The following is a 22,705-nucleotide window of genomic DNA, read 5'->3' as shown; positions in this document are numbered from 1 at the left end:
CTTAGTTGAACTGCTTAAGGAAACGAAGATCGTTTTCAAAGAACGCGCGCAAGTCGTTAACACCGTAACGAAGCATAGTTAAGCGCTCTACGCCCATACCAAAGGCAAAACCTGTGTACTCTTCTGGGTCGATCCCCACAGCTTTAAGTACATTTGGGTGCACCATGCCGCAGCCTAGTACTTCAAGCCACTGACCGTTTTTACCCATAACGTCTACTTCAGCTGAAGGCTCAGTGAACGGGAAGTAAGACGGACGGAAGCGAATCTCTAGTGACTCTTCAAAGAAGTGATGTAGGAAGTCGTGCAAAATACCTTTAAGGTCGGTAAAGCTAACGTTCTTATCAACCATCAAACCTTCCACTTGGTGGAACATTGGCGTGTGGGTTTGATCGTAGTCGTTACGATACACGCGCCCTGGCGAGATAATGCGCAGTGGCGGCTTTTCCGCTTCCATAGTACGAATTTGAACACCAGAGGTTTGCGTACGAAGCATCATGTCTGGGTTGAAATAAAAGGTATCGTGATCGGCACGCGCTGGGTGATTCGCAGGAATGTTCAGTGCGTCGAAGTTGTGAAAACCATCTTCAATTTCAGGGCCAGTTTTCACTGAAAAACCAAGCTCGCCAAAGAAAGATTCAATACGTGCAATTGTGCGGCTAACCGGGTGCAAGTTACCTGGCTTTTCTGTGCGGCCAGGCAAAGTTACATCAATGGCTTCTTCGGCTAGCTTTTTGTTAAGCTCTTCAGTGCGTAAAAACTCACCTTTTGCAGAAATAGCTTGCTGAATAACCTGCTTAGCTTGGTTAATCTTTTGGCCTGCGGCAGGACGTTCTTCATTCGATAACTTTCCAAGCCCTTTAAGTAAGTCGGTAAGTTTACCTTTCTTACCCATGAATTCGACCCTAACTTGGTCTAATGTGGCTGCATCTTGTGCAGCGTCAATCTGGCTTTGTGCCTGATTGATAATAGCGTCAAGCTCCATGTTTTCCTCAATTTACATGATGACTGCATGGCCAAAGCATAGGAAGAATTTTTCTGTGCGCTAAGGCTTGCCTGAAATAAAAGCGGTAGTTTACACGAGTGACAGACATTACCGCTACCCTATATAGCTGATAATGGCGAAATTTTAGAAAAAGCTAGTAATTATATAAAAGCCCTACATAAACACTCGACTAACCATTAGCCTTGATAGACAATGCCCGCTGCAAAGTGTGCGATTTTATTGGGTCGTATATTTTTTAACACTGCTTAATTGAGAAATATGTAATATGAAATTCAGGGAAGATATCAACGCATTGCGAGCCATCGCAGTTGTTTCAGTAGTCGTTTTTCACTTCAATCACAGTTGGTTGCCTGGCGGCTTTGCAGGTGTAGATGTCTTTTTTGTTATTTCAGGCTTTCTTATGACAATGATTGTTGTAAAAGGCTTGGAAAAAGAAAATTTCTCAATCCTATCATTTTACAATGCTAGAGTAAGAAGAATCATACCAGCCTTGTCTGTTCTCTGCTTTGCTCTCTTGGTGTTTGGTTTATTTTTCATTCCTCCGATAGACTATTTGAACTTAGGCAAACACGCGGCAGCAAGTTTATCTTTCGTATCAAACATGGTTTATTGGTCGGAATCTAACTATTTCAACCCTTCATCAAATGAAAAATGGCTATTACATACTTGGAGCCTTTCTGTAGAGTGGCAGTTTTATCTCATCTACCCTTTGTTCTTAGTTTTCTTAAATAAAGTTCTTTCGCTTCGACAGTTGAAGCTCACTATACTTTGCGGAACTATTCTAGCTTTCTTGATTTCTGTTTTCGTTACCGTTAAGTCGAGTAGCGCAGCATACTTTCTGCTACCGACTAGAGCCTGGCAAATGTTGGCTGGGGGGTTAGTGTTTCTCTACCCTTTTAACATTAAAGATAGTTTTAGACATCCATTACAATTAACCGGCCTCGTTCTAATAATAAGTTCTTTCTTCTTATTCACTTCGTCTACACCTTGGCCGGGATATGCTTCGCTATTGCCAATAGTTGGAGCGTGCATGGTTTTAGTTGCTAGTAATAACTCTAGACTTGTAAGCAACAGCATTACCCATTCACTTGGGAAATGGTCTTATTCTATTTATTTATGGCATTGGCCCATAGTTGTGGCTGGGTATTATTTCGAGTTGGGTCCGTATTGGTGGGCAGTGGGTATACCACTATCCGTTTTACTCGGTGCTTTAAGTTTTACTTATATCGAATCTAAAACGCTAAAAGATTACCACTTGAACAAATTTAAAGTGCTTTTACGCCCTTTACCATTCGCAATTGTAATTGCTCTATGTGGTATGGCTATTTTTCATACTAAAGGGCTTTTGCACCGTTTGCCACCAAGTGAACAAATGTTGGTTAAATCGGCTTTAGAAGCTAAAGAGGACTGGAATTATCCCGAACCCAATATGGAAGTCGCTGGTTTGAAAGTAAGGTTTATTGGAGGTAATTCTGATAAAAATATATTAGTTATGGGGGCTAGTCATATTGAGCAACTTTACCCATATGTCGAAAGCTTAAATAATGAATACAACATTTATTTTTTAACGCAAAGTGGATGCTTTGTTACGCCCTCTATGAAAAACCCTAAATGGAATTGTGACAACTTGCAAAACTATGAAGAGCTATTAAAAGAAGTAAAGTTCGAAAAAGTTGTTACATCTTTTTACAGCTTTAATTCATATTTGCCAAATAAACGAATTGAACGCGATGAAGCAAAGCGCGTAAGGATAAAAGAGTACGACAATTTTTTAAATACCTTGAAAACAAACGTATCTAAAGTATTTATTATAATGGGCGAGCCAAAAGGAAAAGAGTTCGACCCAACTATTGCCATCCGTAAGGGACTACCTAATAGCATTTCAGAAACAAAAGCGCGCTCGGATTACACCGAGCATCAGGATGCTTTAAAACAATTAAAAAATATTGAACATGTTGAAGTTATCGATCCGATAAAGCATTTATGTAAAGACGGTTTATGCAAAACTAGAGATGAAAAAGCTTTCTTCTACCGAGATTACAACCATATGCGGCCTTGGTATTCTATAAAGGCAAACTCTTATTTAGACGCAATTTTTCTAACATAGTATTTGGGGGCGTGTTAACATTCATATGGAAATTAACACCTCAAAGCCAATGTCCTTTAGTACTTAAATTGCGTATAGGCGCGTCATATTTTTTCTGAATTTCTTAGCTAATACACAATAAGTTTTTTAAATGTTGACTAGTTTGTTGTGACTAAGTTTAGTGATAGCATATATGCAATTTCCAAAACTAAAGGCATTTGGTAAGAATGATACCTTTGTCCTGTCCACTGCAATTGATTTTTACTGCTTAATTTTTCATATACGACGACCATTGGAAACTAAGTACTAACGCTAAACCAAGAATCTTTGATAAAACAGTAATAACTAGTGTAGGACGTATATTTTTTCAATGCCTTTTGGTAATTGTCAAAGTAATACACTAATTCACATGACAATAGTCCATTTAAACCGTTACAGCTTGGATAGTTTATTAAGGTACAAAGGATATAAAAAATATGGAAGTGAAAATGCCAAACACTGTGTCTGTTGTAATCACAACGCATAATCGCCCAGACTACCTAAAAGAATCACTCGCAGCAGTATTAAAACAAACTGTAATGCCAAAAGAAGTGTTCGTTATTGATGATGGCTCGTCAGTAAGCTATGAAGAAGTATTATCTCTCTTTCCAAGTGAACAATTTACTTACGTTAAAGTTCCAGTAGCATCAGGTGCTAACGCAGCACGTAACTTAGGTATAACTAAGTCAACATCAGATATTATTGCGTTTTTAGATGACGACGATGTATGGGACAATGATTATTTAGAACAGCACATTGCAATGCATCAACACGCAGATGCAGTGACTTGCGGCTACCGATTTCTTGAAACGCCCGATAAAATTCACATTAACAAAACTGAAGTTATCACCACTGATGTAATCAAAAAAGGTAATAAATTCTGCGGAATGAGTGGTGTTACGTGCAAGGCTTTATTAGCTAAAAAGCTAATGTTTGATGAAGAACTAAAGAACAGCCAAGATTGGGACTTCTTTGTTCGCATCACGTTAGAAGATGCTGTTTTCAAAAACATACCTAAAGATATTTATTTCTATCGCAGAGGTCATGTTAGCATTTCTACTGAAGTAGCCAATATGCCACTAGAAAAAGTCTTCCCAAGGCTTAAGGCATTTAAAAAACATAAAGCGCTATTAGGCAAAGAAGCTTATAACGACCGTGTTGCCAATCAAATTCTTAGTCAAATTGGCAAGAAGAATAACAAGCTAGGTTGGATTAGTTTATCTGTGCGAGAGGCGGGGTTAGTAGCAACAGCCAAGGTTATTCTAGGGAAAGATAGGCTTCGTCGGAAGTTCGGCAAGTAAGCAGCATTTACAAAATAGTAATGCGCGCTGTTACTAACGTTAACAGCGCACTGTTTATGTAGAGATAAAACTTTATAAACTCTCTATCACGTCCGCGTATTGCTCAGCTACACTCTCCCAACTAAAATCAGCCGCTTGTTCTATTGGCGCATTGGCCCAGTCGGTTGATAGTGTAGTGGCTATGGCAGCAGCGTATTCTTCTGCATTTTCAACATTACAAACCACACCAGCTTTACCTATTAGTGTTCTGCGCATGGAGTCATCGGTAGCTACTACGGGCAATCCGCTTGCCATAGCCTCTAGGTACACTCGCCCAAAAGGCTCGTCTTCAGATGGCAATGTAAATGCATCAACTGAACGATAAACATTAGGAATATCAGCGAAGTCGACTTTAATAATTTTAAAGCGTTGTGCACCTAACTTTTGTGTACAAAGGTCATTAAAGTACTGTACATCTGGGCCGTCACCACAAATAAGTAACGACACATCGGTTAACTGGCTTACTGCCTCAATGGCTAAATGTATACGCTTGTGATTTTGTCTATTTAACGCACCTACAGTTGATAACACTTTGCCTTGTAAACCATGCTCATATTTTTCGCCCTGCGGGCTAAATTTAGCTAAGTTTACACCGTTGGGGATAATCTCAACCCGTTGTTCAGGTGCTATAGAATGAACATACTCTTTGGTTTCTTGGTTAAACACAACCAAGCAGTCGGGCTTAAATTTCAAGTTGCGGCGTAATACTTTACCGTTCGATACCATCCCTGCCCTTTCGGTATAAAGAATGGGAGTCTTAAATAGCTTTCTAATTACTGCAGCTACTGCCAAGCCCCCATAATCGTTATTAGGGTAAATGACATCACATCGCTTAAACATTAAATATGGCGTGTATGTTAGGAAGCTAGTTAGCGACTCGATAAGCAATGATGGGTTAGAAACAAAGCGAGTAAGTAACCAATCAATAGTTTTATTACGCTGGGCTTTTTTCACTTTCCCTCTGGGAATACAGGGAATTACTACACTGTGTTCACTACATTTAGATGAGCTTAAAAGCTTTACGTCAAAAAATGTCGCAATATGTTCCGCCATTTCATACGCACTGAGCTGAGATCCGCCGCTTGATGAAAACCCTGCCTCAGGGTGAATAACGGCTACTTTTTTCTTCATAAAAATTCCATTTTAATACTAGAAGCAACCACTTCCACCTTATTAGACTTAAGTATAACAGGTGCTTACGCAAAATGAGCTATTTTATAGAAAATAAATTACTTACCCGTTGTTTAGTTTCAGCTTAAACAGGGCTATGTGCCTGTCATAGGCTTTACGGCAGGTAACCAAAACAAAATACCTGCAGCAAAGTAACAACTAATAGTAAAGATCCACAGTTACGACTTGCTACGTAACTACGTTAGCACTACCCTTTTAATACAGCCCTAGTTTTCTTCTCATGCTTCTCAATCTATAGGGATATACCATGCACTCTGCTAACTCAAAGCCATCTATTTTTCGCTTCGCTTTTATTGGTTTACTGTCGTTTCTAATGCTTTCTTGTGCCACAGTGAACAAGAATGATAAAGGTTATACAAAGGGCGGCCAACCCGGTGATATTTTGTATAACTATCTTAATGCGCATATTAATGACAACAATACCGTAAACTCATTACTAGCTGATTACAAAGGCCCAAAAAACCTATCAACCGTTGTTGAAAAGTACGACGACGAAATAGCCCAACTGTATAAGCAAAAAGTGTTATCACGTAAGCCACCACTTAGTGAAGAAGCAAAGAAAACGCTGTTCGCCAATTTAACCTCTAACCAAGCCTCTGCGCTATTTGCTTTGTACCCAATCGATACAGCAAAGTGGATGAAAACAGTTTCAACATACTCGGGCTTAAGCAAAAACGATATATACGAGTCAGCAATAACAGCAGGGTTAGACCCTTCAATAGTTTTTGCCGCGTCGGCTTCTGGGTTTGAAGATACCGCGACCCCACTTATCAACTCTATAGGGTTAGTTATTTACGGCCAGGATGAAGAAAGTACTGCCACCGTTAAATTTAGAGCCAATGATGATACTTATTGGCGTGAAGGGTTAGACCTAGCTTGGGAACCTATTTATGGTTCGTTCGCTGGAAGCATAGTTTATCTAGAAGCAAACACTACGTACCACATAGAAGTGACAATTACGGATGTTTACGGAGATATAGTTGAACATTCCTTTCAAACAACAACAAAACCTAATACGCCCCCTATTGACCCAAATAAGGTTTATTACCTTTCTGAAATTTACTCTGGCGGCCAATTGGATTTAGAAGCGCTAAATATAGAAGGTAGCGCAGATGGCTACGCCAAAATTATTGGCGACGGCCCCGTTATTGAAGCTGGCAGCGATGTACTTGCTGCTGTGAATATTGGTAACAACTCTTACGTTATGCTAGAAAACCTTACCGTTAAAGGCGGACAGCGTTACGGCATATTTGCAAAAAAGGCACATCATATATGGATTAAAGGCTGCAACGTATCTGAATATGGCAGAGAAGCCGTTGATATTAGAAACGGTAAAGCTTATTCGAGCCCGACAAGTAATTCCCCTATCAATTACGATTCTGGTATTTACTTAGAACGAAGTGGTATTGCTGTAATTGAAGAGTGTGAAGTGCATAGCCCCAATCTAGGCGCAAATAACTGGTCAGTTGGTCACCCTAAAGGTGCGAATGCGCTCCAAGTTTGGGCATACCACGACAGTAATGACTATAGAGGCGAATTCATTGTTCGAAATAACCGGTTTTATGGAGCGCCAGACCGTAGATTCAACGACGTTATTGAGGGACGAATGAATTTTGAGCGTCGTGGTGGCTTTGTTAAGAACTCGGCCATTTATGGCAACTACCTAGCCTATGCAAATGATGACTTAATAGAAATAGATGGCGGCCAGCAAAACGTATTGGTGTACAATAATGAAATGGAGCAGGGTTATACAGGGGTTAGCGTAGCGCCAAACATGCTTGGACCTAGCTATATATTCCACAATCATATACATAACTTAGGTGATGATAGAGGTAAAGAGTGGACTGCTATTAAAGCCGGCGGTTTGATGTCGAAGCCTGGAGGCCGAACATTTATCTTAGAAAACGTAATCAATGTAAACCGAAATGGCATTGCTTCATCGAGCGTAAGTGGTGATAGTACATTTTGGATAACAGCACAAAACAACATTATTTTCACTAAATATAAGAACAACAAAGTAGGTTATTGTATATTTGACAGAGAGAAGTACCCCTCTAGCTCTTCAAAAAATGATCTTTGTTATAATGAAGCCTCTATGGATTCAAGGTACGAGTTCAATATGGATAACATAATTGAACATCCCTACTCAGACGATTTTTCATACATAGAGTCAATTCAAAGCGAACCCAAACCTACTCTATATGTATCGGAAGAATTCAAGATTCCTAACTTTTCTTTGGAATTAACCTTACAAGCTGTTGTAGAACAGCCATCGACAGTGTGGGAATTTAAAGCAAGCGAAAGCGGGCATACTGGCTTTTCTGAACAGTATCGCTACGGAACTACTGCAATCACCGATAGAACGACTGTCACGTTAACCGGTAATAATTGGCAAACATTCCCTATTGAAGTTGTATTAACAGAAAACTCTATACTAGAACTTTCACTAAATATTAAAGGGAATCCAGAAATAGTAGGCGTGGGACTCACAAACGGTGATCAAGTAGATAGTACTGAAGTAGTAAAATTTCACGGGACACAGGATTGGGGTATAAATGCAGGGACATATTATAACAGTTCAGATGAAAATATTTCATTCCCTATAGGTCAGTTTGTAAAAGGTGAGGTTACTCATCTTCTTCTAATTTTAGATAACGACAAAGTTTCAAAAGGGAATAATGATGATAAAGTGACATTTAAAGGAATAAAAATCATACAATAATCGTTGAAAATTTCTGTACTCAAAAAACAATAAGAAATTTAAGAATAAACCGTGGTTCATGTCGTTAACGTAACTTGCTCATGTTCCTTAATATGAAAAAAGGGCCAATTCGGCCCTTTTATTAAATAACGCAGATTTTAATTATCTAAGCTTTCTTCTAAGCGCGCCTACCATTAACAATGCTAAGCCAGCAAATCCTAGATGGCTAGGCTCTGAAACAGAGGTTACAGAAGATGTTTGACAAACAAGGATGTTATCGCATATCTCAACATTACTAAAAGAAGCAAGAGAGCCTGACTGTTGCGCATCGTTGTCTAGAATGAAAACAAGTCGGTTGAAAGAACCTGTAACATAGTCACCAATATTAACCGAAAAGCTTACAACTCCATCACCACTCTCATAATCAGAGAAAAGGTTTGCAGTTACTAGTTCTGACGCCTGTGTTCCGCCGATGAATCCGAAGTTTTCAGATTGGTCAGCTGAATAGTTTTCATCATTGTCGAAGCCAATACCATAAAGTTCAGCGTTAAGACCTGTAGCTTCAAAAGTGAAGTTCAAAATAGAATTTGAAGTAAGAACAGAATCGTAGAAAATGTCTACCCACAAGTTGCCAGCTAGAGATAAGGTGAAGCCACCGTCTTCAACCGTTGAAGAGCCACTACGAGCTTGGGTAGCATAACCTGATATTGTGTAATCGTTAAAATTTATAATTGAAGCATTCGCAAAACTACCAAATGCAAGAAGCGCTGAGATAAAGGCGCCTTTAAATAATGTTTTCATTGTACTTCCTTTGACTAAAACTATGGGTCAATTACTACTTTTCGATAAGCAAAACCAATGCCAGGTTTATTCCCCTTTAATTTCAGGAGGTTAAAATGGATCTCATTTAACTTGTAAAAATATCAGACACACCACAATCTATTTCATTGAACTTAAGATCATATTTCTTGCCCTTTCCTTTTCCTTTTCAACAGCAATAGCCACTTCTTGACGAATCGTGTCTACATTACCGAGAGTAGCTCTGACTTTCTCTATCAAAATTCCATCTATCAGCATGGAGATAGGAACTCCTAAATGTGGCAAGCCCAATTGGTTCATAATTCCTTCAGACTTGTGCTCATAGTTAAGAGCAAAAGCGGGAGTTCCAAAGTTCATAGAGATAATTGCACTGTGTAGGCGTGTACCAATAGTCAATGTACATTTGCCTATTAAAGTACCTAGTTCAACATCGTTAAGCTCATCCATTACAATTTTAAACATTTCTGGATTTTTAATTAGCTTACCGACTTTAAATGCCACCATTCTGTCATCTTTTTGATAGCCTTCGATACCAGTGCAAGTAGAACAAGCCAATATCTGATATCCCTCTTCAATTAAAGAATTACAAAGTGTTGCGAAGCTTCTTTCGTACTCTTCTTGAGTTACACCTAAGCGTTTATCGAATGGCTTCAATTCTCTAAGAGTTATCGCCACTGTTTTATTGCGTTCAATAAACTCAATTAACGATTTATTTTCTATCGCTACTACATCATTTTTAACGAGCCACGCTGTATCGGCCCCTTCTACATAGCATGCTGGTAATGCAAATTTTTCTTCCAACAGCGCTTTACTTACTGACTCACGTAATCCAAGCACTTTGGCTCGACTAAATACAAGCTCGGATACTTCACAAAACTTATCGTTCTCAAATGGCCCAACTGAATGACCTAAAATAAGAAGGGGTACTTTAGCTGCCAGAGCGCATAACGCATGATGAAATTGACCGACTCCGTATAAATCAACGAAGAAAGAGCCGCCAACCTGAATTACATAATCAAAATTTTGAAGCTCCGTGATGTACTCTTTAAACTTGGTAGGCAGACTGTTGTGCGTATTCCCCGTACGCGCAGAAGAAATAAGTCTTTCTAATAATATAGGCTTATGAATCCTATTTTTAATTTTTGACTTCAGTCCCCCGCTATAAGGCTGATACTTGTAAAGCCAGTCACTTCTGAACGGGCGGGATAACAGTATCTCTGAACTAATTGGAAAGCGCGACATTAATTCCAATTCAATGTTTGGTATTTGCTGCTCTAGCTCCTGAATGAGACCTCTGATAATTGCACCATCGCCTCTATTGCCACATGTGTGATTGCCTATAATAAGTACTTTCATACGTTTATAATCCGTTCTATTTTGTTATTAGCGATAGTAATTGTTTGCTTAACGTTGCTGCATTAAATTCATTGTCAACTTTCGCACGCGCATTTTTTCTGATGAGAGAAAGTTCCGGGTTCTTTACTATTTCTTTCATCTTTTCCTGAATCGCTAAAGCATCACGCTCTGGGACCAAGAAGCCTGACACACCATCATCAATAAGTTCAGGAATACCACTATGAATTGTAGATAGCACAATAACTCCACTAGCCATAGCTTCCATTAGTGACACTGGAATACCCTCTTTGTCACCCATGCTATCTTGAACTGAGGGTAGTAAAAATAGGTCAGTTTTTTTCAATTCCGATGAAACTCGCTCAGGAGGACAAGCTCCTAGAAAAGTTACGCGACTTTTATTAGGATGTTGTTTAACCAGCACTTTGAGACTTGGCAACAATCTACCGTCTCCTATCAAGGTAAGATGAGCATCCAGTTCTGAATTTAATATCGCTTCAATAGCATATTTGAGCCCTTTCTTTTCGGTCGCTCGCGCAACTGAAAGTACCTGGAGTGGTGAAGATAGCTCCTTATCACTAAAAGAAAAAGTATCTACATCTACTCCCATATGGACGACTTCAATGCTCGATTTATTAGCTCCAAAATTAACTAAAGATTCAGCCCAGTGTTCGCTAATAGGTAGTAACCTCCCGCCTAGCTTTCCGTATTCTTCCTGCCATAGTTTTAACTGGTCATATCGACTAATTTCATACCCATGAAAAACCGTAAATAAATTTTCGCAGTCGATGAGTTTAGCTTTACGAAGATAATCTAGAACGACACCATTACTTCCAAAGTGCGCTATGCAATTTTCCATAACGATATTCTTGTTCCGCAAATGCCAAGCTAAACATAGTAAATCTTTTGCCGAGAAGAAGTTTTTCTTTCTTACCAATCTGCACGCCAACCCTATAATTGGCCAACGCCGTTTAGCACAGGCACAAAACAATGCCCCAAGAAGCATCAAAAACCATGATTCTCTTGAATGTGGTTCTGGTAAAATTGAAGTTACCTTTTCATTCACCTCTCGACCGAATATGGAGCTTAAAACCGAAGATGTATCGTTAATCGGGTTAACTGCCAAGACATGTACGTCTAACCCTTCATCTTTAAGATCTTTTACTTGGTTAAGCACGAAGGTTTGCGATAACACGGGGAAAGTCCGTACAAAAAAGTAAACTTTTTTGGAAATTGACATTTAAAATCCTTTTACTCTAATAAGAGAGCTTTTTAACTCTTTGTAGAAGATCAACAACATAGCGGCTACAGCAAACGTGAGTAACGCCACGACTACTTCTTTTACCAAAAATATTTCAGGTATTAGCGGCAAAATAAAATACTTCAATATGGTTAACGGCGCCGCCAGAGATAACACAACAATAACCATGTTCCTTAGAGAAAATGAAAAACTAACTCTAGTAATAAATAATATGAAGTAATAATTTACTATGGGAAACAACAAAAGCTGAAATGTAGCCATTGCTGAAACCAAAGCAATTACACCATACTGCGAAGAAAAATATATAACTAAAGCATTAGGTAACAAAACAACCACATTCCAAAAAAAATTTCTTTTTGTGAAACCTGTTGCCTGAACAAGTGGGCCAACTAAATTTGAACTTGCTACACGAACAAACCAAAATACCGCAAGTATAGATAATACCCAGCTGTGTTGAACGAATTCGGAACCAAAGAAGAGCGCAGTAACTAAATCAGATGAAACTATTACAGGTATGTAAATTATCGCTAATACGAACAGCTGTAGTGTAAAAAAGTCTTTATAAACTCTAGCGAATCGCACCTCATCTTCTTTCACTTCTGCGAACGCAGGTAGCGCAACTTTACCGATAATAGGCTGCAATGCCTGCGCAGGCCTACTAGCTAATTGCTTTATGACGTGATACACCCCTAATTCGCTACTTGGGAGGGTTACTGCAAGAATTATAATGTCGAGTTGCCTTCTAACAATATTGAGAGCCTGTGATCCAAAGTCAAATATCCCATAATTGAATGCTTCTCGATAAATAGCAGTATTTACTTTAGTCGTTAGGTTTACCTCTTTTCCCAAAACCATCATGAATCCAACCAGTCGAACTAACTGGTATACGATAGTGGCTCCTACTAAACAAAGTAACTCCAAGTGGCTAAAACTAATTGCAAATAAAAAGGATAGGACTTTCGCAAATATATCTACTTGCGCTACCCGTTGATGATGAAAGTTTTTCATTCCTACAGCTTGGTATTGCGAGGCAATAGATGAAATAACTAGTAAAACAGTGGCCAATCTTAGCTCTTGGACTATGCTTTCATACCCAAGCGCGGTTGCTAGAAAGGGCGTTAACAAAAATAACACCAAGCTAAAAATTGCACCTATCCCAAGAGCAAGAAAATATATGGCATTGCTTGTCGGTTGGTCTGCATTCTTTTTATATACTAAAAAGTTTGAAATTCCTCCTAAAGCGAAAGCAACAAATACCTCTATCACCATATTAACGACGGCGAACTGACCAAATACTGCTGGCGCCAAAATGCGTACTAAGATAGCGAGCTGCGCCATTGTTAGCAGTAGATTTACTATTGTTGCTAATGTCGTCCATGAAGTAGCACTTACTATCCTGCTCAATTTATTTTATTCCTTTTAGCTTCTTGTACTTTGTTGGCCAGCTGTGAGCTTCGCTATTTCTGACAGCGAGACAAAAAATATTGCTGATATAATTCCAAATACCGACAGCCTTTGTTTTAAAGATGCCTTGTTCGAAAACAGTAAAAGAAGCGTACGTTTAATATATAACTTAACGGCTTCCCAAAGTAGCTTTACAGACTTGAATTTGGTGTCGGTTTTATCCCAAGAGCCACCGATAACTCGGCGCCTTTTTTTTAAGATTTCTTGTTTATTTCTGGCGGGGTGTGCAACTGTTGCTTGTTTACAGAAAACGACATCAAAACCACGTTCGGTAAGCCGCTTTGCCATATCATGATCCCCGCCCGATTTGAGTTTTGCGTTAAACCCACCTAACGAGAGAAGTGCCTCTCTTTTCGACAACCAATTTGCGGTAATGCAAACACCCTTTCTCGCATATTCTTCTTGATTCATTGAAAAAAAGCTCTCATATGCTAGAGATGCATCATCAATTTCATCAGCTTCATCTTTAAAGAAGCTGACATCACCGGCAACTACACCAATATTGCTATGCGTTTCAGCACATTCAATAAGCGAAGCCAACCAGTTCTCATCTGGCAGGCAATCAGAGTCTGTAAATGCAACGTAATGTCCTTTAGCGACGGAAAGTCCTTTATTTCGTGCAGCATAAGAGCCAGGCTTAACCTCTTGCAAAACGGAAATTCCGTCTATCCTTTGAACTTCTTCAAGAGTCGCATCAGTAGAGCCATTATCAATAACAATAATTTCGTAAGCTTCAGGCGATAGCTTTTGGTTCTTCAATGCCTTTATGCAATTAACAACTCTGCGTGCATCATTCCATACGGGAACGATTACAGAAACCTTTACCTTTGAAGTCATGTGAACCACATATTTGATTATTTATTAAGTAAGAAAAAATTGAATGACACTATCTTATATGGACATCGGTTTATTGAGTATTTTACGTTTCAGCGCGTTATAAAAGAAAACGAACGTAGCCTTAAAACCTGCCATTTTTAGCGCTTGAATAATCCAGCGCGACTTTTCATTCTTATGTTTAAGAGAAAATAGAATTTGCTCACACACACGTTTTTTAAACCAATAGTCACCGAGAAAAGACTTATGCTTATATGCTGAGCCCAATCTCTTATTAATTTCAGATGGTTTCATTTTACGGACTTTCGCACCTATCCCATCTTCATTTTGAAATCTATACAGAAAAAGAGCTCTTGGAATATTTATAAACTTAACGCCTTGCTGGAAAAGTCGAACGTACAAATCCCAATCTTGCCCGTTATTTAATGATTCATCGAAAAAATTATTCAATAACACTTGTCGTTTAGCACTGAAGCCACTCATTCCACAATAAGTATTCCCTCTTAGCAAAGAAGTTTTAGAAACCCGTAGGTCTTTATTAGTTACGACCACTTCTTCCTTACCTAATTGCTTAAAGCCGCTAACCACAGCATCTGCACCATTTGAAAACTCTCTATGTATGGTCTCGAGGTAAAAAGGAAGCCACACATCATCGTCATCTAAGAACGCAATAACATCTCCAGTAGCCTCGCTGATACCAATATTTCTCGCTGCATTCGCCCCGATACCAGACTTTTGTTTTAAATACTTTGCTTGAATACTTTCGATAATAGGAAAAATCTCGTCGTAAGGTTCTGTTGAACAGTCATCGATGATAATCACTTCACAAGGGGCCAGAGTTTGCTGACTGACCCCCACCAATGCCTCTTTTAAAAAATGGGGACGGTTATATGTTGTAATTACTACTGAAATTTTCACTTGGACACTCTCCAGCCTACATAATAGTGGATGTAGAAATATACATAATCTTTAAAAACGTGTTTTTATTATTTTTTTTGGCTTTCACCTAAAAACAACAGTTGCCCTAAAGGGTATTGTTTAGCAACTAAGTAGACTGCTATTGGGCCCATAATTCCGAATAATAGCCCAATTACAAAATTGATTTCGTCGGGTACACTAAACAACTTATTAGCAATAATCCTAGTAGCAGCAGTAAAGAAAACATGAAAGATATAGATACTGTAAGAATAAATACCGATTCGAGCTAGTAAGGTTACTCTTAGCTTCAAGCCTAACAAAAAATAACAGCTAAGCATGCCTATTACACAACCCATTAAGCTTCTTCCATAGACACCGTCTGTCAAAAAATAAATGGCAGCCATTATTCCTACAAAACTCAATAGACTGGGTAATATAGGCAAAGGTGATATTTTAAAACGTACGATGCTCATCCCAAACAAAAAGAACGGCGTTAAATATATGAAGCCTTTAAAAGCCAATAATTTCGTATAGGGCTGCCCAACGGCTAGTGCTAAAAACGCTGCAATAATTAAAACTGTAACTAGCCTACTATTTAATAACCTATTTAGTTCTAGCGGGATAATTAAAATAAACACCCAAAACAATGCTTCTACAAACCAAAAATGTTGAACTGGGTATATATGTAAAAGCCACCAGTTGTCTATTTTATTGTTAGTTCCTGGCACAAGGGCTTGAATCAATGCAAATAGCGTACCTACAACCAACATAGGAGTTAGCAACCTTCGCGCTTTACCCTTTAAAAATTTGGGCCAATTTTCTGACAACGGCCTGTAGGCATATACCATACCCGAAAGAAATGTAAATAAAGGCATTCTAACGGTTTCGAGCAGATCATTGATCTCCCGAAGAAAGCCGCTTTCTATATGTAAGCCGTTCGATGGATTGTTACCAATCACATGGTAACCCACCAAAAAAATGCAGGCCAAACCGCGAAGCGTATCTATTCTTATATCTCTCATTAGCTCTGCTTACTTTTCGCTTTCAAAAACTGATTGAATGTACTTTTTTGTATCAAGCGCAATTTGATCCCAATCGAACTGCGTTAAAAACTTGTCCCTGTCTATAAATAAGTTCAACACCTCTAAATCATTTAACTTTTTAGTAAGCATTGGTTCATCGCCGACTTCGAAATAAGTATCTTCAGGCGCTTCTATATCTAAGTTAGGAATAATGTTACTTAACAATACGTTAGTACCTGAACTAATGGCTTCTAAAGCTACAATTGGAAGGCCTTCGTGATAAGACGGCAGTACAAAGACCTTTGCATGTTGGTATAAAGCTTTCAGTTCGCTACCAGAACGACGCCCTGCGAAAATAATATTTTCAGATGCCATTGCTTTTAGCGACGTCGAGTATTCGTCTTCGTGGTCGGTATTACCTACTATAACAAGTTTAAGCTGGGTGCTTGCATTCTTATAAGCGTTTATTAGGTTATGAAAACCTTTTTCGGGTACTAAGCGCCCTACAGTTACAATGTACCCGTTACTAATAAGGTTGAGTTCAGAGGGTAAATCGCTTTCGGGTGAACAGCCAGTAAATGATGGCAACATTCCATTGGGTACGTAGTGTATTTTGTGAGCATGTTTTGGGTACTGTTCTTGTAGCCGCGCTGTTAGAGACTTGCCAACCACAAACATTTTTTGAGAAAAAACAACCCCCATTTTTTCACCAAACTTTAGAATGCTTTTTGCGAAACTATTCCACTTTTGCCTGTCGTAATCGGCACCATGGTGAGTAACTACCACCTTCATACCTAGCAATCGTGCAAGGGGGGTAAAAAGTGCTGGTCCTATAGCGTGCAGATGAATTACATCTGGCTTTAAAAACAAACGAGCATAAAAAATAGCAATAAAAGTGTGCAAGAAAGTTTCTAAAAACTTGTTTCTTACGGCCCATACCGAACGCACTTTAACGCCTTCATATTCGTGAGTTTTTTTACTCAAATACGGCGATCGACCAATAACAGTAATATCGAAATCACCATTTTTCATTCGAGGGTAAATATTTTGGCAATGGGATTCAATCCCTCCCATTACATCAGGAATTCCTCGCAATCCAATTACAACAATATTCATTAAGTAGCATTTCCCTGTGTTGGATTTATTCCCATAATTTTCTCAATTCTGGAAGTTGGCGTTTTGCGCTGATTATCCGGTTTGCTTGCGAAAACCTGAGCACCGATTAGGCTAAAGAAAATAAGCCCCTCTATATTCCACAATGGCATTGTTGCCATATTCATTGCCAAAAAACCTATGAACGATAGCAGTAATAACTTTCTCAATCCCGGTTCAGATACCGATATTGCTTGAAATACTATAGAAAGGCATAACAGAATAAAGATTGACAAGCCAACAATCCCATATTCGTATAAATAGGAAACAAACGTGTTGTGGGCGTAAAGTTCAAAAGCTTTGCTCCATGTACCAGGTCCAAAACCAAAAACTTGATTTAAAAGGTCAGCGTTAACAAAAGCATTTATATACAAACTCCATATATAAACTCTGGCTGACATAATATCCTTTTCAGCCTCGCTAAAATAAATAGGCGCTTTTAATACTAAATCTAGATTTGAAATTAGGGTCCCGATGTCAGCGAATCGCTCACGCATTGATATAGACACAGCCATGAAAGACACAATGATAACCATAGTTACAAGCGTCATCACTGATACTTTCTGAGATGGTTTAATTCGCTGTTCGATGAGGTTGTAATAGAAAACAGCGACTATAGGCAAAACGGCTAACATTGCAGTTCTATAATTAACCAAAATAAGTAAAACCACGGCTAATGTGAACAATGTACTGCGAAACTTAATACTGCCGCGCTGCGTTAACCCAATAACGAAAACGAAACTTGCCACAATCATTGAAAAGGCAGCTTCATGATTGTAACCGCCAATATAGCTAGCTGATCCATCTGCCTCAGTAGCTTTAACCTCACCCAAAAGCAGTGAAAAAACTTGTAAAGTAACAGGCATTACAAAAGCAACAGCAAGCTTTTTGAATGTTTCAACATGCCCCTGCATGCGGATTGAAAGAAACAGTGCGCCAGAAAGAACTAGGAAATAACACCATTTCACCAAAACATTGATGGTGCCGGGTATTTCGAAATTTACTATGCCGCTTGCCGCAATCGCAGCGAAGAAAAGGTAATAGGGAAATAGTTTTCTTAATGTAAAAACGGCGGTAGGTATTAATAATAAACCTAAGCCTGCTACACCAATACTGCCCAGAGCATTAATCGAAAAACCCGCTACCAAAGAAGGGTACGTAATAGTATGAAACGCTGACAAAAAGAATCGCAGCCAAATAGCGCAAATAGCAAACGCTAAATATTTATTGCAGTTCCCCGTTATGGTGCGATACACCATAATGAAGCTTATTAGGCCAACAACTACCTTTAACCCTTCGAACATGTTTATTTACAAACCTTTTCAATAATGGCTATTACTTTTTCTTGAAAGGCATTGTAAGAAAATTGCTTTGCACAGCTTTTGCTCTTTGCAGCGTAAGATACCCGAACAGTTTCATCACTGAATGAGCTTAACGCGCTTGCAACACCTTCAGCGTTATTTAACTCACACAGAATACCGTTTTTTTCCTCACTAGCGCCAGTTACTCTGTAAGGATATTGTTCGGCAATAATTTCCGCAGGGCCCGACTCACAGTTTGTTGCTATTACTGCTTTTTCTAAACACATAGCTTCAACAATGGCGTTAGGAAACCCTTCAGCATTCGACGTACTTACAAAGTATTCGGCATTACTTAAATAAGGGTATGGGTTTGCTTTAAAGCCAAGAAACTGAACTTTGCTATCAATTCCTAGTTCTTTAGCTTGCGCTTTAAGGTTGGCTTCTTCATCGCCTACGCCCAAAATCACCAAGTTTTCTGCTATGTTTGCCTTGGCGTAGGCGTTAATTAGTAAAGAGAAGTTTTTATTTTTAACTAAGCGCCCTACTCCAATAATATAAGGCTTAGTCGGTAGGTCCGACACACTTTCTGAAGCCTGCATCTGAAGTTGGTCGATATCGTAAGGGTTGTACAACACCGATACCTTGTCTCTTGATACTGAATAGTTATCGATAAGGTCAGCTCTTACACCTTCAGATACAGCTACAACGCTGTCGGCTTTATTGTAAAGCAAACGAACTAACAAACGGCTTACACTATCCTTTAGGCCGCCAGATAGGTGGCTTGTTGTATTAACCCGCTCACTTATTATAGCTTTAAACTTTAAGCGTTTGGCTAACGTAACGTTCAAGAAGTTACTTCGCGTTAAAAAGCTAAAGCAATATTCTGGGTTTAGTTCTGCCAAAACAGGCTTAAGCTGTTGATAGCCTGAAACTAAACTGCCTTGGGAGTTAAGTACTATTTTATTAACGTATTCGGGGCAAACTTGAGATTCAGGCAAGTCATCTAGCAGAATTAGATGTACAGGAATGTTTTTAGCAACGAAATAAGATTGCATTATGGTTAACAATTTAACCATTACTCGTTCAGCGCCACCGCCTTCAAGTGAATTAATGATAAACACCGCTGGACGCGCTGAGTACTCCATGAAAGTTCCTTTTCGTTGTAAATTTACTACAAAGCTGAGTAATGATACCAGAAGGTGTGCAAGTTCATAACCCACACCCTGTACTTATATGTTCAAAACTCTATTCGAAGATAGGTTAAACATAAAATGTGCCAAAAAGATCAATAATAAACAAAAAAACTTAGTGGCAACCAAAATGCCTTTCAAGTTCTTAATAAGTTTGCCATCATTGTCTTATTGGTAGGCAAGCTATGCTATAGCATGGTAGTGAAAGATTTTTTACACTTGCCTTAATCTATTGCATAAAGTACCTACGGTTTGCACCAAAAGAAACGTTTTTGTCTTCCTTTTCTTACCCATTCAACTGTGCGCAGCATGCTAACCGCTGTTCGCTCGGCTGTTGTTGTAGGTCTTACCTTACTGGCTGTTACCTCACCCATTGCCCAACAAAAAACCGTATTCACACCGCAAGTTTATGCACGCATTGATTCAGTTTATGGCAGCGAAGCAAAAGAAGACGTTGCTAAATGGAGACAATTGGTTGCTGAGTTACAAAGTGAAGATCTAGACGAAAAGCTTTATCAGATAAACCGCTTTTTTAACCGTTTTGATTTTGTAGACGACCTTGTTCACTGGCAACAAAAAGACTATTGGGCAACACCAATTGAGTTTATTTCTACCGGTGCTGGCGACTGTGAAGATTACACTATTGCCAAATACTTCTCTTTAATTGAGCTTGGCGTTCCTGAACAACAGTTGCGATTAATGTATGTAACCGCCTTAGAATTACGCCAACCCCACATGGTTTTGGCGTATTATGAAACCCCAACCTCTATTCCACTTGTTTTGGATAATATAAATAGGCGTATATTGCCTGCTAATAAAAGAAGAGATTTGTCACCCATTTATAGCTTTAATGGTAACGGCTTGTGGGCCGCAAAAGCTATGGGAACGGGCCGTAAGCTGAGGGGAAGCGGCCCGATGAAGATGTGGGACGATATGGTAGAGCGGCTAGACCGCGTTATGTACGGAGATAAAGAAGAATAATGAGACTATCTACCCAATTAAGTACAAGCTTACTCGTTTTTTTAATACTGGTTTTTGCTGGTTCTTTCATAATAAACGTCAAGCTAACCAGAGAGTATGTAAACGAGCAGCTAGCCACCCACGCACAAGATACTGCGACTTCGCTGGGGCTATCTGTCACCCCATATTTAAGTGAAGCTAATGGTATTGCGGTAGCCGAAACCATGGTTAATGCTATTTTCGATAGAGGGTTTTATCAATACATAACCATTACCGATATGGAAGGTAACTTACTGATTGAAAGGCGCAACCCTAATACCATTGATACAGTGCCAGACTGGTTTACTAACATAGTAGAAGTTACACCACCGGTAGAGAAAACCGAGTTAAACAATGGTTGGACGATGGCGGGCGAGCTTGCGGTTCAAAGTCACCCAGGGCTTGCTAATGAAACCTTGTGGGAAAGCGTTAAACAAAGTGCGTTTATGTTTTTTGCAGCCTTCGTTTTTGCCTATATTGCCCTGCTCTTTATCATTACTGCCATCACAAAACCCCTTCGTATTGTGGTAAACAAAATTGAAGATATTCAAAATCAAAAGTTTTCTCACATTAACTACAAACCTTTTACGAAAGAACTTTCTTTTATAACTCAGGCGGTAAACAGGCTTTCTTCCTCCGTTGAAGTAATGTTTAAAGAATTAACCCAAAAGGCAGAGCAGTTCAGAATTCAAGCGTTTGAAGACAGTCTTACCGGTGTGCAAAATAGAAACGCTTTCACCCGCCATATGAACGCGCTACTAAGTAAAACTGCCACCTCGGATGAAGGCTATGTAATTTTAATACGTCTTGCACAACTAAACGCTATTAACATGACATTAGGCGCACAAGATGGTGATAAGTATGTTACTGGTGTAGCTGACGAGCTTAAAAACTTCTCATCTAGTATTCAAGAAACATCATTTTTGTTTAGGATATCGGGCGCTGATTTTGTGTTAGTTACAGAGGCTATGACAAAGCAAGAATGTGAAGCGCACCTGCAGGTACTTAATACCACTTTGTCTCACTACAACCCGCTTAAAGATGGCAGTAAAGCAGTATGGATAGGTGCAGCGCAATTCAATGACCAGCAATCTTTTTCTGAAATTATGGAAAACGCTGATAGCGCGCTTATGGCAGCCACAAAACAACCCAATGGCTGGCAATTTGCGTCTGAGCTTTCTCTCATTCACAGCAACACGGCGTGGAAAGAGCGTTTAAACCAAATATTACACCAGCAGTATGCCGATATACTTATTCAGCCTGTAATGAACGTTGACCAAAACACGCCCGCTTATTTCGAGGCGTTTGCCCGATTTAAAGACAAAGATACTGGCAACCCTATACCAATGTCTCAATTAATTCCGGCGTCAGAGCGCTTGAACTTAATTCCTGAGGTAGATAAGTTGGTGGTAAGTCTAGTGCTTAATAAGCTAGCAAAAGATAAACGTAATGTTGCCATTAACATTGCGAACGCGTCGCTAGCCAATGCTTCGTTTAGACAGTGGCTATTAGGTGTACTGAACCAAAATGAAGCGCTGTGCACTTATTTGATCTTTGAATTAGAAGACTCTGCGTTAATACACCATAAAAACGATGCGGTATCATTTTGCAAGTCGCTGGTTAATTTAGGCTGTAAGATTACCATTGAACATTTTGGAGACAATCTTGCATCCTTAGTCGGGTTGAGGGCTATTCAGCCTCATTTTGTAAAAATTTCCGGCAAACTTACGAAAGATATTCACTCAGACAAAGACAGTCAGCTGTTTGTAAGTAGTTTATTGAGTATCGCTCGTGGGTTAAGTATTAACATTATTGCTGAACTTGTTGAGAATGAAGCGGAATGTGTCGCTTTATCAAAGTTAGATGTTTCATATCAACAAGGGTTTTATTTCGCGAAACCTTCGCTGTGGCAGTATTAATACACGCGTAAAATGAGCATAAGTGAATAGATGTACAACAAAAGCGAGATCTTGTACGTTCACTTGTTGTACAATATGGCTATATGGTGTTAGCAAGAAGCTAACCCGACGTT

At 39.1% G+C, this 22,705-nt stretch carries 17 protein-coding genes; 5 read left to right on the top strand and 12 right to left on the bottom strand.

Features of this window, described 5'->3' with window-relative positions:
- Position 1: 1 nt before the first annotated feature.
- A complete protein-coding gene (pheS, locus tag IW644_RS03035) occupies positions 2-982 on the bottom strand; it encodes a phenylalanine--tRNA ligase subunit alpha (protein ID WP_015066912.1) in 981 nt (326 codons plus the stop codon).
- A 286-nt stretch (positions 983-1,268) separates the two neighbouring features.
- On the opposite strand from pheS, the gene IW644_RS03030 reads away from it, so the two are divergent.
- Both IW644_RS03030 and IW644_RS03025 read left to right on the top strand, forming a co-directional pair.
- Complete coding sequence (locus IW644_RS03030) at positions 1,269-3,110, top strand: acyltransferase family protein (RefSeq protein WP_269916348.1); 1,842 nt, start codon at positions 1,269-1,271, stop codon at positions 3,108-3,110.
- Positions 3,111-3,565: 455 nt separating this feature from the next.
- Positions 3,566-4,429, top strand: coding sequence for a glycosyltransferase family 2 protein (locus IW644_RS03025; RefSeq protein ID WP_269916347.1), 864 nt, complete (start codon positions 3,566-3,568; stop codon positions 4,427-4,429).
- 72 nt (positions 4,430-4,501) lie between these two features.
- On the opposite strand, the gene IW644_RS03020 is transcribed toward IW644_RS03025, so the two are convergent.
- Entirely contained in the window at positions 4,502-5,599 is a 1,098-nt protein-coding gene (locus IW644_RS03020) for a glycosyltransferase (RefSeq protein WP_269916346.1), read from the bottom strand.
- A gap of 307 nt (positions 5,600-5,906) precedes the next feature.
- Here IW644_RS03020 and IW644_RS03015 point away from each other — a divergent pair, with 307 nt between their 5' ends.
- Positions 5,907-8,381: a right-handed parallel beta-helix repeat-containing protein gene (locus IW644_RS03015; RefSeq protein ID WP_269916345.1), complete on the top strand. Its 2,475-nt coding sequence runs from the start codon at positions 5,907-5,909 to the stop codon at positions 8,379-8,381.
- Positions 8,382-8,522: 141 nt separating this feature from the next.
- Here IW644_RS03015 and IW644_RS03010 read toward each other — a convergent pair whose 3' ends face one another.
- The 10 genes from IW644_RS03010 to IW644_RS02965 form a co-directional block, all read right to left on the bottom strand.
- On the bottom strand, positions 8,523-9,161 hold the full coding sequence (locus tag IW644_RS03010; RefSeq protein WP_269916344.1) for a hypothetical protein: 639 nt from the start codon (positions 9,159-9,161) through the stop codon (positions 8,523-8,525).
- A 138-nt stretch (positions 9,162-9,299) separates the two neighbouring features.
- The gene (gene wcaK, locus IW644_RS03005) at positions 9,300-10,535 is read right to left on the bottom strand and encodes a colanic acid biosynthesis pyruvyl transferase WcaK (RefSeq protein WP_269916343.1); all 1,236 of its coding nucleotides are present in this window, start codon (positions 10,533-10,535) and stop codon (positions 9,300-9,302) included.
- A gap of 16 nt (positions 10,536-10,551) precedes the next feature.
- Positions 10,552-11,772 carry a glycosyltransferase gene (locus IW644_RS03000; RefSeq protein WP_269916342.1) on the bottom strand — a complete coding sequence of 407 codons (1,221 nt, stop codon included), beginning with the start codon at positions 11,770-11,772 and terminating at the stop codon, positions 10,552-10,554.
- The gene (locus IW644_RS02995; protein WP_269916341.1) at positions 11,773-13,197 is read right to left on the bottom strand and encodes an oligosaccharide flippase family protein; all 1,425 of its coding nucleotides are present in this window, start codon (positions 13,195-13,197) and stop codon (positions 11,773-11,775) included.
- A gap of 15 nt (positions 13,198-13,212) precedes the next feature.
- Positions 13,213-14,094 (bottom strand): glycosyltransferase, encoded by an 882-nt coding sequence (locus IW644_RS02990; RefSeq protein WP_269916340.1) that lies wholly within the window; start codon positions 14,092-14,094, stop codon positions 13,213-13,215.
- A 54-nt stretch (positions 14,095-14,148) separates the two neighbouring features.
- Entirely contained in the window at positions 14,149-15,009 is an 861-nt protein-coding gene (locus IW644_RS02985; RefSeq protein WP_269916339.1) for a glycosyltransferase family 2 protein, read from the bottom strand.
- A gap of 68 nt (positions 15,010-15,077) precedes the next feature.
- Positions 15,078-16,031: an acyltransferase family protein gene (locus tag IW644_RS02980; RefSeq protein WP_269916338.1), complete on the bottom strand. Its 954-nt coding sequence runs from the start codon at positions 16,029-16,031 to the stop codon at positions 15,078-15,080.
- Between the two features lie 9 nt (positions 16,032-16,040).
- Positions 16,041-17,147, bottom strand: a complete 1,107-nt coding sequence (locus IW644_RS02975; RefSeq protein ID WP_269916337.1) for a glycosyltransferase family 4 protein — start codon at positions 17,145-17,147, stop codon at positions 16,041-16,043.
- A complete protein-coding gene (locus IW644_RS02970) occupies positions 17,147-18,487 on the bottom strand; it encodes an O-antigen ligase family protein (RefSeq protein ID WP_269916336.1) in 1,341 nt (446 codons plus the stop codon). Before IW644_RS02970 ends, IW644_RS02975 begins: the two co-directional genes overlap by 1 nt.
- A gap of 2 nt (positions 18,488-18,489) precedes the next feature.
- Positions 18,490-19,629, bottom strand: a complete 1,140-nt coding sequence (locus IW644_RS02965; RefSeq protein WP_269916335.1) for a glycosyltransferase — start codon at positions 19,627-19,629, stop codon at positions 18,490-18,492.
- A gap of 354 nt (positions 19,630-19,983) precedes the next feature.
- Here IW644_RS02965 and IW644_RS02960 point away from each other — a divergent pair, with 354 nt between their 5' ends.
- Both IW644_RS02960 and IW644_RS02955 read left to right on the top strand, forming a co-directional pair.
- Entirely contained in the window at positions 19,984-20,655 is a 672-nt protein-coding gene (locus IW644_RS02960) for a transglutaminase-like cysteine peptidase (RefSeq protein ID WP_442864413.1), read from the top strand.
- Positions 20,655-22,592: a bifunctional diguanylate cyclase/phosphodiesterase gene (locus IW644_RS02955; RefSeq protein ID WP_269916333.1), complete on the top strand. Its 1,938-nt coding sequence runs from the start codon at positions 20,655-20,657 to the stop codon at positions 22,590-22,592. The genes IW644_RS02960 and IW644_RS02955 overlap by 1 nt, the downstream gene beginning before the upstream one ends.
- The last annotated feature ends 113 nt before the right edge of the window (positions 22,593-22,705 follow it).

It is taken from the genome of Alteromonas sp. PRIM-21 (assembly GCF_027563165.1).
GTDB lineage: Bacteria > Pseudomonadota > Gammaproteobacteria > Enterobacterales > Alteromonadaceae > Alteromonas > Alteromonas macleodii_A.
Note: the sequence above shows the minus strand (reverse complement) of the source record. Positions and strands in the feature narration are given on the sequence as shown.